This window comes from Streptococcus oralis subsp. oralis, from assembly GCF_002096495.1.
GTDB lineage: Bacteria > Bacillota > Bacilli > Lactobacillales > Streptococcaceae > Streptococcus > Streptococcus oralis_CU.
This window is the reverse complement of record NZ_NCUO01000010.1, coordinates 113695-131647: the sequence shown is the minus strand read 5'-3', so window position 1 is coordinate 131647 and position 17953 is coordinate 113695. Positions and strand designations below refer to the sequence as shown.

11 protein-coding genes are annotated in these 17953 nt (G+C 41.7%); all 11 read right to left on the bottom strand.

From position 1 onward, the window contains the following. Positions 1 to 141: 141 nt before the first annotated feature. Positions 142 to 7644 (bottom strand): SIALI-17 repeat-containing surface protein, encoded by a 7503-nt coding sequence (locus tag B7717_RS02905; protein WP_084944149.1) that lies wholly within the window; start codon positions 7642 to 7644, stop codon positions 142 to 144. A 294-nt stretch (positions 7645 to 7938) separates the two neighbouring features. Next, entirely contained in the window at positions 7939 to 10731 is a 2793-nt protein-coding gene (gene ileS, locus B7717_RS02900; protein WP_084944148.1) for an isoleucine--tRNA ligase, read from the bottom strand. 251 nt (positions 10732 to 10982) lie between these two features. Beyond that, positions 10983 to 11777, bottom strand: coding sequence for a DivIVA domain-containing protein (locus tag B7717_RS02895; protein ID WP_049490008.1), 795 nt, complete (start codon positions 11775 to 11777; stop codon positions 10983 to 10985). 16 nt (positions 11778 to 11793) lie between these two features. Beyond that, a complete protein-coding gene (locus tag B7717_RS02890) occupies positions 11794 to 12048 on the bottom strand; it encodes a DivIVA domain-containing protein (protein WP_000028988.1) in 255 nt (84 codons plus the stop codon). An 8-nt stretch (positions 12049 to 12056) separates the two neighbouring features. Next, positions 12057 to 12848 (bottom strand): YlmH family RNA-binding protein, encoded by a 792-nt coding sequence (locus B7717_RS02885; protein WP_000126363.1) that lies wholly within the window; start codon positions 12846 to 12848, stop codon positions 12057 to 12059. Next, positions 12845 to 13105, bottom strand: a complete 261-nt coding sequence (locus tag B7717_RS02880; protein ID WP_000576501.1) for a YggT family protein — start codon at positions 13103 to 13105, stop codon at positions 12845 to 12847. The genes B7717_RS02885 and B7717_RS02880 overlap by 4 nt, the downstream gene beginning before the upstream one ends. Next, positions 13105 to 13635, bottom strand: coding sequence for a cell division protein SepF (locus B7717_RS02875; RefSeq protein ID WP_000053367.1), 531 nt, complete (start codon positions 13633 to 13635; stop codon positions 13105 to 13107). Before B7717_RS02875 ends, B7717_RS02880 begins: the two co-directional genes overlap by 1 nt. Before the next feature lie 9 nt (positions 13636 to 13644). Then, positions 13645 to 14316, bottom strand: a complete 672-nt coding sequence (locus B7717_RS02870) for a YggS family pyridoxal phosphate-dependent enzyme (protein WP_049505659.1) — start codon at positions 14314 to 14316, stop codon at positions 13645 to 13647. Positions 14317 to 14319: 3 nt separating this feature from the next. Continuing rightward, positions 14320 to 15576, bottom strand: a complete 1257-nt coding sequence (gene ftsZ / locus B7717_RS02865; RefSeq protein ID WP_000144261.1) for a cell division protein FtsZ — start codon at positions 15574 to 15576, stop codon at positions 14320 to 14322. Positions 15577 to 15592: 16 nt separating this feature from the next. Then, positions 15593 to 16963 carry a cell division protein FtsA gene (ftsA, locus tag B7717_RS02860; RefSeq protein WP_084944147.1) on the bottom strand — a complete coding sequence of 457 codons (1371 nt, stop codon included), beginning with the start codon at positions 16961 to 16963 and terminating at the stop codon, positions 15593 to 15595. 236 nt (positions 16964 to 17199) lie between these two features. After that, the gene (locus tag B7717_RS02855; protein WP_001055269.1) at positions 17200 to 17904 is read right to left on the bottom strand and encodes a YwaF family protein; all 705 of its coding nucleotides are present in this window, start codon (positions 17902 to 17904) and stop codon (positions 17200 to 17202) included. Between the last annotated feature and the right edge of the window lie 49 nt (positions 17905 to 17953).

The window sequence follows — 17953 nt, the reverse complement described above, 5'->3', positions numbered from 1 at the left end:
TTTCAGTTCATTTACGCTGTCAAAATCCTTATCTTATCAGGTCTTGAATGCACAAACAAGATCATGGAGAAACCACAGAAAAATTCCTAGGTAGCCTTAAACCTAGGAATTTTCAAATTTTAATCAAACAGAATCGTTTCCTTATTTCTTGAAAATAGACTGTCTGAAGTCGTCTGTCTCACGAAGATAAGCGTTGTAAATCTTCTTCTTGAGCAGGTTAACCCAGCTAGCTTCGACACGGCTAGTAGCATTGGTAATGTTGCGTACATCCTCTGCCACGGCTGCGTCCATCAACTGCTGCATCTCTGCATAAGAACGAATGGTTACTTTCTTGGTACTGTTTGGATTTTTAAGCTCGTACTCAATGGTAATTGGCTTCAGCTTGGTCAGCTGATCAATTCGCTCCTTGTACATGGCCTTCTTGAAGGCTACCCAAGAGGTGTATTCACCCTTGAATACATTTTCCAAGACTTTCTGGTCTGTCACGAGACCAACATCTCTTCCGGACCATCCGTCCCACGTTTTCATCCCTTCATCAAAGGCTTCCTGAGAGTACTGACCGGAAACATAAGGGACAAATCCGTCATGATAGCCCTTGGCTGCCAGTAATTCATAGGCTGTGCGACGGAACATAACGTCACCAGGTGCTCCATTTGGATTGCTCAAGGCTGAGTAAATTGGTGAGAAGAGGCTGAGACTGAGGTAGCCATTTCGACCATATTTCCCACTTTCCTTGTTCTCCCGACGAGTGATCACATCATTTTCAATCAGGGAATCAAAGGTCTTCAGCTGCTTGATTTCTTCAGCAGTGAAGCTTCGCGTCTGGTTACCAGCGTGGGTCTCCTTACCATACTTATCTGTAATATAGTAATTCTCCATCTTCCTGAACCACTGTAACTTGGCAGCATCACTCTGCTTCAGCATAGAAGTACCTTCTAGATAGTCCAAGGTGTAGATCATGTCAAACATACCATGAACATAGTGTTGCAGATCTGCTGCATTTTTAACACGCTCCTTGAAATTATAGGTATGCATACGTGTCTTAGAATCCTTGTCCACCTTGAAGAGAGTATTGAGCGTAATAGTTGGTTCATCTGCGCTCGGCGAAGATTGCAAGAGTCCCCGAGCATAGAGTTCCGCACCCAAGCCCTCACGACGGCCATAACCTTCAAAGTAAATTGCACCGTCAGAATTATGGGTCATCTCATGCGTGTAGACTGAGTTTCCATAGTCTTCTAACAATCGTGCTCTATCAAAATGGGTAACACTTCCCGTAGCATAGGCATTGTAACCCTTGCTTGGATACCACTTGCCAGCTGGTCCAAAGAATTCCTGCATAGCCTGTGATTTTTTGTCATTAGCTGGAGCCCAGTAGCTTTGTCCTGCTTTATCAGTCAAGAAGAACCCATCATAAACCAGAACAGAACGGAAGAGCTTGTCCTTGCTTTCTGGATTCAGAATCTTATACCAGAAATCATAGTGGTCGCGCTGGTATTCAGCTGTTTTTCTCACTCTGTCTTCGACATATTCAGCTAGCTCAGCGTCTGTGCGCACCCTGTTATTAGCATCCAGGCGATAGCGATCATAAGCTCCCATAGAGAGGGTAGACATATTGGAGATAGCATAGACACCCTTCTCTGTCATGGTCAAGAGTGGCAGGAGCATGCCCTTGTGTTCCCAATTATCTGCAGTAATCTTATCATAAACACCGACAGAGTACTTGCTCTTGCCCTCGGCTGCGTCCTGAAGCTGTCTCGCTTCTGGCACATCGGACTTAGCCTCAATGATGTAGGCTTTTGTATTGGTCTTGAGCCATTCATTATTGGTCTTGTATGGTAGGAAGAGCTGACGGTAGCCTTCAAGGTAATTGAAGAGTCCTCGCTTGCCAGTTGCTTCAGAGAGCGAATTATCATATGCTGTATAGTTGTTCTTAGCCTTGAGATTCTCAAGTCCTGATTTCCCTAAAGCAATGATTGTATCAAGAACCGAAACGTCATTCTTACCATAGAAATCCATCTTGTAAGCCGATAGGTCCTTAACATTAAAGTTGTCATAGTTGATATTATACCAACGGTTAAGGTAAGTCAAACCTAATAGGAAAGCTTCTTTATCAGCAAGAATCTTCTTAACAAGATAATCCTTAACTACTTCACCTTCAGTATTGATAGCCTTATCCATAGCTAGCACTTTTCGAAGCTCACCTGATAGCTTACTTTTCACCTGCGTAAATGCGGTGTCTAAGTATAGTTCATCCAAAGAAGTATCTGCTGCTACTCCGAGAGCTGTACGCATAGCTGGCGAATCAAGAACGACCTTGTTCAGCTCTGGCAACACTTGATTTAGAATGCTAGTATAATCTGATACAAAGGCTTCTGGAGTATAAAGAAGGTCTAACCCCTTGATACTATACTCAGCAATACCTTGGTTGACGAAATCTCCCTGATAAGATATTTCTAGGTAGTCAATGGTATTGTCCATGTAGTGCAGCATCAAACGATTGATTGCTGTTTTATTGCCATGGATATCAGTGATAATCTGGTCACCCTTCATCGGAACAACATCCAGTAGGTACTCCTTGTTCAACTTATGCTCTTTCGGAATCTTGTTCGCAAACGAAACAATGGTTTCTTTATTGTAGAAAGGAAGCAGTTTCTCCATATTTGCGTAAGAATATCCGCGGTCGAATTGAACATTTTTTTCCTCACCATAGTCGACAAAACGCGTATTTAGATTCGTGTCATCTAGGCTAGTCGTGATGTCCATAGCAGTCAGTTTTTCTTCCATTTCTTCTTGAGTAATTGTAGAAGTAACAAACTGATCGTTTTTCAAGGTTTCACTCTTAGCAACTTTATATGCTTGCGTAATGCGGTCGTTTTTGTAGCCCTGATCCCCAGAAATACTGTAAACATTTGTACCGCTAACATTACTGATCACATTATCAACTAAACCATTAAAGTAGTTCGAGCCGACCACTCCACCGATTTGACCGTTAGTGGTTGCATTATATACTTTTCCTGTCACATAAGATTTGGTAATTCGAGCATTGTTTTCTAGACGTCCAACCAAACCACCGATACGTTGTTCATTTGATCGTGCACCACTTATAATCGTTACATCTGCTTTACTTTGGCTAAGAAGAGATTCTCCTCCTTTAAGGCTTGAAACCAAACCACCTACGTTATAGGCTTTGATGTGTTGACTGTTAGATAGGATGGTACCCGTAAAGGAACTATTTGTAATCTTCGTATTGGTTCCATTAACTACTAGACCCGCTACGTTAGAGGCGTTTCCTACTACCGATACTCTCCCCTGAACAGAAACATCTGTGATTCGCGCATTCTCCGCATTACGTGCCAGCGCAGCCGAGTCATAGGTACCCACGATATTCACATCTTTAAAGTCGATATTGGTAATAGAAGATCCGTTCTTGAGGTTTTCAAATAAAGGTTTGGCTAGATTATAAATGGCGTATTGCTTACCATTATGACTACCTGTCAGGCTACCTGTGAAGTTCCCTTTGAGGTAGACATAATCTGCAGGTGCAAGACTAACCTCACTAGCATCCAAATCAGCTCCCAACACATAATTTCCTGCCATATTTCGCTTCATAGCGTCTACCAATCTAGCAAAGCTAGTGTAGACATTTTGCTGGCTTGGGACTGCCTTACTGATGTAGAAGTCGTGCCCAGACTTATAGCCCGTTTCACTTTCTTGGACGAGTTCAGGAAGGGTTACATTAACCTTATAGACTGCCTTGCCATCTTTCTCTGCTTCAGAAATGCTGTGAACTGGTAGGAGAATTTCCTTGGATTCGCTTGATTTGATCTTGACGAAGTAAGTAGACAGATCCGTAGGCATAGAGTTCATCGATACAAAGCGCTTGTATTGGTCGTTTTCTTTATGATAAAACTCAACGGAATCAATATCACGGAAGGCAATCTTCTTGTATTCTAGCTCAAAGTTACGACTGTCTGTTTCAAACTCAGTAAAGCTACCATTATCCAATTCATAAGTCAACTTAGTTTTTAGAGTGTAGCCTGTGTAGTAGTCTAAGTCGCCAATTTTCAAGCTGCCAGCAAAGTTGGTAATTGGAAGAGTGCGAATCAGCTGGTCTCCCTGGTACAATTCTGCAGTCGCTAAACGGAAGGACTGGGTCTGGTCTTCCAATCTATATTGAACCGTCACCGACTTATCATCAGTATTCTCAGTCAGACTTAGAATTGAAACAGTCGGCTTGACTTTAGGCACTCCATTTAGTGCTTCTTTGGCTGCTGTCAGACTAACAAGAGCTTGGTTGACCTGTACTTGTGTAGCAGTCTGATTGTTCAAAACTCCCTCTGCCTTGGTCAATTCGTCAGTATAAGCTGTCTGCTTTTCTGAATCCGCATTCTTATATTTAACAGAAGTTTTAACTCTTGGATTTAAATCGTACTCAGTCTGGAGAGCTGTTTTGACAACTTCAAGTCCACTTAATTGCGCCTTGGCTTGATTGATTTGTTCCACCAGTTGGTTGACTTCTGCTTGGCTAGCTTGAGATTGGCTCAGAATAGCTTGACCTGCCGTCAAAGCAGCATCATAGTTAGCTTGATGACTCTGACTATCGTTGAAATAACTGGCCTGAGCTTTAATCTGATCCGCTTCTGCCAAGAGATTATGCAGTGAAATTAAATCGAACTCCTCTAAAGCTTCCGCTTTTGGTGCATCATTTGGTACCATATTTGGTTTAGCTGTTCCGACTTTGACAATTTGCGTTACTGGAGCTAGGGTTTCCTCATTAGACAATTCTTGGCGATCGATTTCCTGACCGTTAGAGCTGTAAACACGAGTCTTAATCGTACGCTCACCTTGGACTCCTGGAGTCGCAATTTGACGAGCATCTCGAACCAATTCATCCGTTTCTTCTTCACGAATGTTAAAGTTGATTTTTTCAACGCGCGTTTCGTCAGTGTAAGTTAGCGGGTATTCTGGCAGAATATCTGCTTTCGGAGCTTCATTCGGTACCATGCTTGGTTTAGCTGTGCCGACTTTGACAATTTGCGTTACTGGAGCCAAGGTTTCTTCATTAGACAACTCTTGACGATCAACAACTTGACCGTTAGAACTGTAGACACGAGTCTTGATGGTCCGTTCGCCTTGAACGCCTGGAGTGGCGATTTGACGAGCATCACGAACCAATTCATCCGTTTCTTCTTCACGAATGTTAAAGTTGATTTTTTCAACGCGCGTTTCGTCAGTGTAAGTTAGCGGATATTCTGGCAGAATATCTGCTTTTGGCGCTTCATTTGGCACCATAGTTGGCTTAGCCGTACCAACTTTAACAATTTGCGTTACAGGAGCTAGTGTTTCCTCATTGGACAACTCTTGGCGGTCAACCTCTTGACCGTTCGAACTATAGACACGAGTCTTAATCGTACGCTCTCCCTCAACACCTGGTGTTGCGATCTGGCGGGCATCTTGAACCAATTCATCCGTTTCTTCTTCACGAATGGTAAAGTTGATTTTCTCTACCCGAGTTTCATCGGTATAAGTCAACGGGTACTCTGGCAGGGCATCTGCTTTCGGTGGATCGTTCGGTACCATGCTTGGCTTAGCCGTTCCAACTTTAACAATTTGCGTTACAGGAGCTAGAGTTTCCTCATTGGACAACTCTTGGCGGTCAACCTCTTGACCGTTCGAACTATAGACACGAGTCTTAATCGTACGCTCACCTTGGACTCCTGGAGTCGCAATTTGACGAGCATCTCGAACCAATTCATCCGTTTCTTCTTCACGAATTGTGAAGTTAATTCTCTCAACCCGAGTTTCGTCAGTATATGTCAACGGATACTCTGGCAGGGCGTCTGCTTGCGGTGGATCGTTCGGTACCATGCTTGGTTTAGCTGTTCCGACTTTGACAATTTGCGTTACTGGAGCCAAGGTTTCTTCATTCGAAAGTTCTTGGCGGTCGACAACTTGACCATTGGAACTGTAAACACGAGTCTTGATGGTCCGCTCACCTTGGACTCCTGGAGTTGTGATTTGACGACTTCCTTCTGGAATCTCATCTGTATATTGCTCGTCAATAGAAAAATCAATCTTTTCTATTCTAACCTCATCATTTGTAGTCAATTCCAACTCAGAATTCTCATGAATAGGAGCTGTATCAGGATTTGTCCCATATTCTGTCAGTTCTGGAATCTCTTGAACTGGAGCTGTATCAGAACTGGTGCCATACTCTGCCAATTCTGGAACTTCGTGAACTGGGGCTGTTTCTGGAGTTGTGCCATATTCCGTCAATTCTGGAATCTCTTGAACTGGGGCTGTCTCAGAATTTGTGCCATATTCTGTCAATTCTGGAACTTCGTGAACTGGAGATGTTTCAGGACTTGTGCCATATTCTGTCAGTTCTGGAGTCTCACGAACCGGAGACGTCTCAGGACTAGTTCCGTACTCTGCTAATTCTGGAACTTCGTGAACTGGAGATGTCTCGGGACTGGTTCCGTATTCTGTCAATTCTGGAACTTCGTGAACTGGAGAGGTTTCAGGACTTGTGCCATATTCTGCCAATTCTGGAACTTCATGAACTGGAGTTTCTTTTGGTATCGAGTTAGTTGGAGCTGTTCCAACTAAAATAATTTCAGAAACAGGTTCAAGCGTCACTTGATCAGAAATCATTTCGCTTTTTACGATTTCTTGATTCTCATGATAATGACGAGTCACCACTGTACGTTGACCTCGAACACCTGATTGTATGACTTTTGATTGCCCTTGAGCCAATTCATCGGTATATTGGTATTTTGTCTGATAAGGAAGTTCTTGAACTGACTCCTGCTCACTAATTTTTAGTTCTGGCAAGTCATAAACGGTGCTTAGACGAGCAGACTCTCTCTCCTTAGCAGCTATAGCTTCTCTTTCTTCCTCAGTTAAAGCATCCCCCTTATCTGAAACAATCTCTTTCATATCAAGATTTGTTTCACTCGGTTTAAGTTCACTTCCCTTCTCTTTCTCCAAGTCAAGTGTCGGATTTTCCTTCTGAACAGAATGAGCTAAATGACTATCATTTTGTTCTTCATTCTTTAAGTAACCGATATAGTCGTAACCATCAATTTTCAATGGCGCTGGCAGTGCATCTCCAAAACCCAAGTTAAGACTTTGATTATATGCAGCGAGCTCGATATTCGTCACTGCTAAGACTGTTGGAGATAGCAGTATGGATCCCATTCCAGTTACCAACAAGATAGAAGATAAATACCTCTTCCCATTTCTGCCTCTAACTACTACAAGCACTAGTAATGCAAGACCCATCGCTGTAAAAGTTGATTCCCAAAGGCCGGAGTGACCTGTCTTAGGCAATACTCCAGATGAATCCCCTTGAGTAGTCGGACGATAAACTAAGTAATAGGTCTCTGAAGCATCCTCAACATGCTTTGGAATCTCCCTTATCAAGGCACTCTTCTCTGCCTCCGTCAATTCAGACTCCACTACGTAGTGGTATTTGACATGAGCAGACTGCTGACTTTGAATTTCTGCTGCCTTTACAGAAGTCAAGTCCCCAGTTATTTGCCCACTCAAAAAGAAGCTTCCAATAGTCGCCGAAACGAGCCCAACGGACAACTTCCGGAAAGAAAAGCGCTGTCGTTTTTCTCCATAAAACTGATGTGTCATTCTAAAGATTTCCTTTTCAATATATTATTCAATCCTTTCTATTCTACCTGATTTCACTTGATTATTCAAATTATTTGTCGCGATTTTTAGAAGCAACACATGCTTTTTAAAAGTACCGAAAAACGACTCCTCTTTTTAAAAAATCTCAAAAAATCAACTTAAAACTTTCCTTAAAAATGTTGAATTTCTACATCTTTGTCCTAAGCTTTTACCAGCAAAAAAAGAGAGAAATGACTTTCTCTCTTTTACCTTTCCTCTCACCTTAAACTATGAGAAGACATATTTCTAATCTGATTATTTGGCTTCAAATCCTTCTGCAACTGCATCTGCAAAGTTTTCTTCTACGATGCTTGCACAGTGATCACAGATGACTGCATGGTAGCTGCGTTCTGCTGTTGTTGGGTCGATACGACGGCAACGGTCACAAACTTCACCTGCAGCGCGTTCAACTGTAAAGGCAACATCCTCAAAGCTAACTGCGCCTTCTGGAGCTGTACCTTCAGCGATGGTCAATTCTGACACGATCAAAAGTTGAGCTACATTGCTATCCACTGCTCCAAGAAGAGTTTTCACCACTTCGTTTGGATAAACTGTCAAGTGGGCTTCGAGTGATTTCCCGATAACTTTGGCATTACGTGCTTCTTCCAAGGCTTTTTGAGCTTGTCCACGGAAATCCATGAAGGCTGACCATGTATCCAAGATTTCTTCTTGGTTGGCAAAAGTTTCAGCTTCTGGTAATTCAGACAATTGAACGAAGTCTTCAGCTTCAAACTCAAGATATGACCAGATTTCCTCTGCTGTGTGAGGAAGGATTGGTGTCAAGAGTTTGGTGATTTTGACAAGAATGTCATAGAAGACTGTCTGCATTTGACGACGTTCGAGTGATTTTGCACCTTCGATGTAAACAACGTCTTTAGCGAAGTCAAGGTAGAAGGCTGACAAATCAACGTTGATGAAGTTCACCAAGGCCTTGTAGATTGTCAAGAATTCAAAGTTGGCATAAGCATCACGAATCGTTTTCACAAGCTGGTTAAAGCGAATGGTCATGTACTTGTCAACAGAACGAAGCTCATCGTAAGCTACTGCGTCTTGAGCTGGGTTAAAGTCAGATGTATTGGCAATCAAGAAGCGAAGAGTGTTCCGGATCTTACGGTAAGTTTCAGAGACTTGGCTCAAGATATCCATAGAGATACGCACGTCGTTGCTTGAGTCAACACTTGTTACCCAGAGACGCAAGATTTCCGCACCAAATTGTTTTTCAACATCACTTGGAGCAATGGTATTCCCAAGAGATTTAGACATCTTCTCACCTTTACCATCAAGGGCAAAACCTTGTGACAAGATTTGTTTGTAAGGAGCAACGCCATGGTTAGCAACAGATGTGATAAGTGATGAGTTGAACCAACCACGGTACTGGTCAGAACCTTCAAGGTAAAGATCTGCTGGATATTTGAGTTCTGGACGGTTGACCACTACTCCATTCCATGATGAACCTGAGTCAAACCATACGTCCATGATATCTGTTTCTTTCTTGAACTCGCCATTTGGTGAACCTGGATGAGTAAATCCTTCTGGCAAGAGGTCCTTAGCATCACGTTCCCACCAGATGATAGAACCGTGTTCCTCAAAGAGTTGAGCTACATGTTCAATAGTCTCAGCAGTCATGATTGGCGTTCCGTCTTCAGCATAGAAGATAGGAAGGGGAACTCCCCAAGCACGTTGACGAGAGATAACCCAGTCACCACGGTCACGAATCATATTGTAAAGACGAATTTTACCCCATTCTGAGTGGAACTTCACTTTTTCAATTTCATCCAAGATTTCTTGGCGGAATTTAGATACAGAGGCAAACCACTGTGGTACTGCACGCCAGATGATCGGTTTTTTCGTACGCCAGTCAAATGGATATGAGTGAGAAATTTCTTCCTGAGCAAGGAGTAAATCGCCTAGTTTTTCGATAACAGTTGGTACAACTTTGTCATAGAATTGACCTTCAAAGTCAGAGCCAGCATTGGCCATCATAATACCGCGTTCGTTAACTGTTACAGCAACTTCAAGGCCGTTGGCAACACCGACATTGTAGTCGTCCTCACCAAAACCAGGGGCTGTATGGACAATACCAGTACCAGAGTCAGTCGTAACGTGGTCACCAAGGATCACCAACTCATCTACAGCTGTATCCCATGGGTGGACTGTCACAATGTGATTCAATTCTTGACCACGGTAGGTCGCCAAGACTTGAACATCCGCCCAACCAAATTTCTCAGACAAACTGTTCAACAATTCTGAAGCAACTACAAACTTACGAGATTCACCAGCTGGTTGAACGACTACGTAGTCAATATCTGCTCCAACTGTCAAACCACGAGATGCTGTGATGGTAAAAGGAGTTGTTGTCCATACAACGATGTAAGTATCTGCATCTAGGACACCTTTTCCGTCTTTGACGCGGTTAGCATAGTAAAGGGAAGTTGAAAGCAAGTCATGGTATTCAATTTCCGCTTCAGCAAGAGCTGATTCAGATGACCAAGACCAGTAAACTGGCTTGGCACCACGGTAGATGTAGCCTTTCTTAGCCATTTCTCCGAAGACACGGATCTGAGCCGCTTCATAGTCCGGAGTCAAAGTCACATAAGGATTTTCCCAGTCGCCAGAAACACCCAATCGTTTAAAGTCTTCACGTTGTTTATCTACTTGAGAAAGAGCGTACTCGCGGCAAAGTTTCAAGTACTCAACCAAGTCCATTTCTTTGCGTTTAACGCCCTGTTTAGCCAAGACTTGCTCGATTGGCAATCCATGTGTATCCCAACCTGGGATGTAAGGAGCGTAAAATCCAGACATAGACTTAGAACGAACAATAATATCTTTAGAAATCTTGTTCATGGCATGTCCAACGTGGATATTTCCGTTTGCATACGGAGGTCCATCATGCAAGGTGAAATGTGGTTTTCCTTGGTTCAATTCTTGACGACGTTGGTAAAGTTTTGCTTCTTCCCATTCTTTTTGCCAAACTGGTTCTTTGGTTGGAAGACCAGCACGCATAGGAAAGTCTGTTTTCCCTAAATTGAGGGTTTCTTTAAGTTTCATTGTTACTCCTTTAATTTAAAATGACAAAATAAAAACCACGATTCGCAAAAAGGACGAAAATCGTGGTACCACCTTTGTTCGAAAAAAGACAGGGTCTCTTTTCCTCTTTTCCCGTAACGTGGGGGACGTCCAGTCTTACTGCTTTCGGACTGGATTGCTTGAGAGGATAATCTAACCACTAGGGATTGCAGGACTCTCACCATCTCCCGCTCGCTGAAAATATAGTTGGTTGGATCTTGTTCTCACATTTTTTATAGGATAAGAACAGATTCTTTGTTTGCATCGTCCTCAGTTGCCGCAGTAGCTTCTACTTCAACTGACTCTTCATGCTGGTCACTTTCTTCTGTCTGTTGATTTTGTTGAGCTTCAAACTCAGCTAATTCTTTGTTGCCAGCCTCAATACGAGCTTGCAATTCAGCAACCTCTTCTGGTGTGAATTGACGAGTCATATCAATTGGTTCTTCCTCTGGTTGTAAAGATACAGTTTCACCAAGAACTTCACCCACCACTTCTTTAAAGGCTTCATCACTTGTCTGAAGGTAAGTAGCTGTTGGGCGAAGAATATCTTCCCAATCAGATGACTCGACAATAGCCAATTGACTTTCAATCGTAGACTTGAGGCGTTGATGGAATACACGGCTCTTGTTCTTCAACTCTTCTGTCTCAACAGCCACTCTCTTCGCATTATCTGTTGCCTGACGGAGAATTTCATTTGCCTTGTATTTCGCTTCTTCAAGCAAACGCTGAGCATCTTGTTCAGCTTGTTGAATAATATTGTTTGAACGTTCTTGAGCAGCTTGTTTAACACGCTCCGCTGTATCTTGAGCAATCAAAACTGACTGACTCAAGGAATCCTTCATCTCATCAAAGTAAGACAAACGTTCTTCCAAACTCTTGATGTGTGTCTCTTTATCGTGATTGCTACGAACCAAGTCTTCGTAGTCACGAACAACGATATCCAGAAACTCGTCTACTTCTTCTGGATCAAAACCTCTAAATCTTGTACCAAAGGTTTTATCTTTAATTTCTAACGATGTAATTGGCATACTTTTCCTCACTTACTTAATAAAAAATAGAATCATTAATTGCTTCTGGTTCTTGCTCGCTTGTTACTGTTCTCTTAGGAATATCATTCGTATAATAGGAAAGACGTTCTTCTAGTTTTTTGATATAGAGTTCAGTTTCATCTTTGTATCGAATCATCTCCTCTAATTCAAAGTAAATCTTATCTAGAAATAGGTCAACTTCTTCCTGATTGTAGCCTCTGAATGTTCTTGAGAAAGCTTTATCACTTATTTCTTGTGGTGTAATCGACATATTTTTTCTCACTTGCTTAAAAGTAGCCTGACTGTTAGTTTTTTCTTATCCTTTTTGGTCTGACCATTGTCTTTGACAACTTTCAAACGACCAAACTTTCTCACACTGATCAAATCCCCAACTGCAACCTGGTAATCAGATTTTTCAACCACATGATAATTTACCTGGACAGATTTTTTCTCTATCAGTTGACTAGCTTGGTTTCTAGATAATTTCAAGGCACTTGATAAGAGGGCATCCAATCGAAAACTCGAAACTAAAATTTCTCGTTCTCTATAATCAATTTTAGACAAAATCCTATCGGTAAAAGGACGTTCCTCAAGCGATACAGGAAGTCTGCCAATCTTTCTTATTCCATCCTGAAAAAGAGGAATGAAATCACGATTGACAAAAATCTGTGCTCTCTTTTCATCTACCAAGATATCACCAAATAATTTACGGTCAATTCCTAGTTGGTTGATAATTGTTCCCAATATTTTTCCATGACTCAGTTGCTCAAACTTACTCGGATAGCAAATTTCCAACAAGGCCATTTCAAAGTCTGATATCTCCGGTTCAAAGTAATCTGGATAGAGAAGAACTCGAACCGACTCTGTCGGAAGAAAATCACCACTACTTTGGCAACCCAGTCCATATGTCCCAGCTAGTACCCTCAAAATCTGTTCCTGATGGGGATTGATAAAAGGAGTAAGTACCGGTGCATAGGTATCTTCTACCCGCTTGATCCACTCTAACCCCTTATCAATAAAGGGAATATCATCTTGGGAAAAATGCTGATAAATGGCTCGATTTGCTGTCATAGTAATAAGACTAGTCGTGTTAAGAGATTTCCAACAAACTGAATCAGAATCAGCGCTGCCCAAACCGTAAAATCAAGACCAGCAAATTGTAGATTGAGCTTACGAAGGGGCTCAATAACTGGGCGAGCAAGTCTGATAACTAAGCGACCTAGCTGGCTTTCATAGGCATTTGGAAACCATGAAAGAAGAGCAAATGCAACGAGAATGATGGAATAAATGCTAACCGCATTTTGGATTAAACGAATTAAGAAAATCATTATCTTGCTCTATTTCGTTTAATATCAAAACCAAACTCAGCGCTTTGTGATTCATCTGGAAGCTTGATATCTTCAATATTCACGACAACATTGACAGGCGTCAATAGATACATCGTACTCGCAACTTTTTTCATATTTCCAGCCAAGACATGACGGGCTCCATCCAAGTAATCAAGGCAACGACGGGCTTGAACCTCTGTCATATATTGGAAATCAATCAAAATACTTTCATTTCCAGCCAACAAATCTACAATTTCAGTTGCATCTTCATATTTTCTTGGATAGCGAACATCAATTGTCACTTTCTCATCTGAACGATGGCTTTGCATTGCCAATTCTTGCTGTCGCGCATGAAGACGAGTGATATTTGCATCTTTAGCTGATCCTGACTGAGCAGGTGCTGGTAATTCTTTAGAAGATGAGATGGCTGGGCTAACTGTTTCCTCTTGTTGAGTCTGGTAGTTAGTCGTTTCTTCTCCGTCTTCTGTAAAATAATCTATAAATTTATCGAATCTATCTTTTAAAGACATAGCTCTCTCCTATTTAAAAAATGCTGTACCGATTCGAACAAAGGTTGAGCCGAACTGAATCGCTTCTTTAAAATCACGACTCATTCCCATGCTTAGCTCTGTCATCGGCATATTAGGGATTTGTTTTTCTCTAATTTCTGCTTGCAGAGCCTGCGTATCCTTGAAAATTTCTTTCAATTCATCACTGTCTGCCTCAAAAGGAGCCATGGTCATTAAACCAACATACTCAATCTGATCTAACTTAGCCAATTCTGGCAAAAGTTCTAGCAATTCTTCTTTTGAAAACCCATGCTTGCTTTCTTCCCCAGAAATATTGACCTGCAAGAAACACTTGATAACATGATCTGTTCTCTTTTGAATTTCCTGGGCTAACTTTAAGGAGTCTAAAGCATGAAAGTAATCCACAAATGGGATTACTTCTTTCACTTTCCGTCTCTGTAGTGTTCCTATTAAATGCCAAGTAACTGGGTAATCTTTCAAGGCCTGATATTTTTCTAAAAATTTATCGACTCGATTTTCACCTATATGACGGACACCAAGCGGAAGCAAGGCTTCCGCTGTTTGTACATCTACATACTTTGTCACTGCGATTACTGAAACAGCATCTAGAGCACGGTTGGCTTCTTGACTAGCATCAGCTATTTGCTGAAAAACTAATTCAGTATTTTTTTTCAAATTCATTGATTAACGATTTTTGAAGAATGGAGGTGTATCCAATTCATCTTCATCTTGTGAAACTGGTGTTTCGAAGCGTTCTACTGGTGAAACAACTGGATCTGTTTGGCGAACAATAGACTCACGACGCAAATCCCAGTCTCCAAAAGCAGAGGCTTGGTTTGTTTCAAAACGACGTGGGCTTGATTTAGGCAATTCTGCTGTCTCTTCCAAGTCGAATTGACGGTCAAATGTGTGTGCTTGTGGCGCTTTAGTTGATGGACGTCCAACTGGTTGGTTGTTACGAGCTCCAACTACTTTTTCCACGCGCTCTTGACGAACACCTGTCGCTACAACAGTAACACGGATTTCATCCTTCATGCTTTCGTCAATTGATGTTCCAAGCCAGATGTTTACACCTTGACCAGCTGCTTGGTTGACAATTTCTGAAGCTTCTTCTGCTTCAATCAAAGTCAAGTCAAGACCACCAGTAACGTTGACGATGACATCCTCTGCACCATCAATAGTTGTTTCAAGAAGTGGAGAGTAAATAGCTTTACGAGCCGCTTCAACAACGCGTTCTTCACCACTACCGATACCGATCCCCATAAGGGCATTCCCTTTGTTGGCCATTACAGTTTTCACGTCAGCAAAGTCAAGGTTAATCAATCCTGGATTCGTGATCAAGTCAGTGATCCCTTGAACACCTTGGCGAAGAACGTTATCTGCTTCGCTAAGAGCTTCAAGAAGTGGCGTTTTCTTATCAACAATTTCAAGCAAGTTGTTATTAGAGATAATCAACAAAGTATCAACATGCTCGCGAAGTTCGTTGATTCCTTCTACAGCGTACTGACCACGTTTACTTCCTTCAAATCCGAAAGGACGTGTCACAACACCAACTGTAAGAGCACCAAGATCTTTAGCGATACGTGCAATAACAGGGGCTGCACCTGTACCAGATCCACCACCCATACCTGCAGTGATAAAGACCATGTCCGCTCCAGTGATAGCTTCCGTCAAAGCTTCTTCACTTTCTTCTGCAGCTTTACGTCCAACTTCAGGACGTCCTCCAGCACCCAAACCACGAGTCAATTTTGGACCAAGTTGGATAACTGTTTCTGCTTTCGTACTGCTAAGGGCTTGTACATCAGTGTTGGCTGCGATAAATTCTACACCAGCAACACCTTCGTCAACCATGCGGTTGATGGCGTTACCACCACCACCACCGACACCAATTACCTTAATAACTGCGCCTTGAGCTGCTGCTGTATCAAATGAAAATGTCATAATTTCTTATCCTCTTTTATTCATCAAACATGCTTCCGATCAAACCACGGAAACGTTCTGTTAGCTTCGGTTTACTTTGAGAACTTGCTTGGAATTCTTCCTTAGGAGCAACTGGAGCTTCCGTCACAATTTCAGCTGGAGCTGCTTGTGCTGGACTTGGTTGCGCTACTGGATTCAAACGTTGATTTGGAATGCCAAAGTTGATTGGTTTTTGACGAAGGAATTCATCTCCTTTAACTGCTTTTTGTGCAAGAAGATTGACTTCAGTCAATTTACCAGCAAACTCAGACAAGCTAATCACGTGCGCAAATGCAGGGTTGCGAATTCCAACTTGATTTGGTACATAGAGTTTTACGCGAACACCAAATACTTCTTGCGCTAATTCAACAATTCCTGGCAAAATTGCATTTCCACCGATAAGGACGATACCTCCTGGCAAATCTAACAAGTGTCTTCTTTCCAACTCTTGTTTGATTTGGTCAAAGATATGTTTGATGCGTGCTGAGATAATTTCTGCCAAGTAGCTTTCTGTTACTTCAACAGGTTCTACTTCACCAATTACTTCAACTTGGAAAGTTTCGTTACTTGCAAGTGGAACGTAAGCTTCACCATAGTTCAGTTTCAAACTTTCTGCAATTTTTTGAGATGTTTTCAAGACTTTAGAAATGTCTTTAGTAACGTAATCTCCACCTTCTTGGTAGATGTTAGTGAACTGCAATTCTTGGTTACGGATAGTCGCTACAGTAGTCTGACCTCCACCCATGTCAATGACAGTCGCACCAAATTCACGTTCGCCTTCATTGAGAACGGAGTTCACGATTGCCAAAGGTGAAATAATCACATTATCAACATGAATGCCTACACGCTCAACCGTCTTACGAAGATTGTGTAGAATTGTACGAGGACCTGTGTAAAGCAGACCACGCATTTCCAAGCGGACACCCATCATACCACGAGGGTCACGGATTCCTTGGAAACCATCCACGATGAATTCTTCTGGAATAAAGGTAATCACTTCACGATCAGGAGTCATGCTCTTTGTCAAAGCTGATTTGACAACATTTTCAACATCTTGATCTGTGATTTCTTTAGTATCTGAAGTTACAGGAATCATTCCTTGTGTTGGTTCAACCTGCAAGAGGTTTGCTGGAAGGCCTACGTTAACGGACTTAATAGAAATACCAGCTTTCTCTTCTGCCTGTGTGATTGCAGATTTGATTGCTGAAGCAGCTGCTTCAATATCAACAATAATTCCGTCTTTGACACCTTTACTTTTGGCATTGCTAACACCAATTACATTTACTTCGCCATCTCTATGCTCAGCTACTAGCACTTTAATCGAGCTAGTTCCGATATCTAAGCCTGTAAAAAAACCATCTCTAGTCATTACATCGCATCCTCTCTGTCTTCCAAGTTTCTCACTTCTATTTAATAACTATGTTTGGGCATAGCTATTCAAAGAATATTATAACACAAAAAATCCAATCGTGCTTAGTTTTTGATAAAAATCCTGCATGTTTTTTGAGAAAATTCTAGAAAAATTCTTCTTCTAAGAGATTATTTGAAGTTAACGTTCACAATTTCCTTTTTGCTTCTTAAAAATCCAAAAAAGAGAAGATCATTTTAGATCTTCTCTTGAATAAATTCTTCCGATTTTTGTTGTAAAAAATTTTCTACTAATTTCCCTGTTAAGCGAATTGCTATCACGATAACAGTCGAAACAATGAGATAATTTAAGGGCTGGCCGAAGCTTCCAACAAGTGGTGGTTTGTTTAAAAATCCATAATCTCCACCTACAACTAAGTTGACAACCCATATCAAGCCATTTAAGGCGAAGGTAATCACCACCACATTCTTCAAATCGAGAAGGGAAGGTTGATAGTTTCTAAACAAGTATAGGAGCGCATTTCCTAAAAGGGCAACATGTCCGATAATGAAGGACAAAATGGTCACGTGTGGAAATGGGTAGGGATCAAAGAGTGGGTAAGCCAGTGCTGCTGTTGCTCCAAAAGTTCCTAAAAGGGCAAAGTACTGTTTGTACTTGGATGTCCCTGGAATTAAGAGCATCACAAACATGGCGATACGGCAATGATAGAAGGGCAAACTTTCTGACAGAGGCATGAGATTCCCCCAATACCAGCTATACAGAACAATCAGTTGAACAGACTGAAGAATCTGAATAAAACGCTGGTAAGCAACTTTGTCGCGAAAACGATAAGAAGCATAAAAAGTAAGAGCCAATAAACATAACAAACCAATGTACCAGTGAAGTTCAAACTGGGGCGGTTCTGATATCTGTGTGGTAAATAATTTATCCCACAAATTCATATTCTATTCCTCGTTCATCTAGCTAGAGGCAGTAAAAAATTCACTTTCT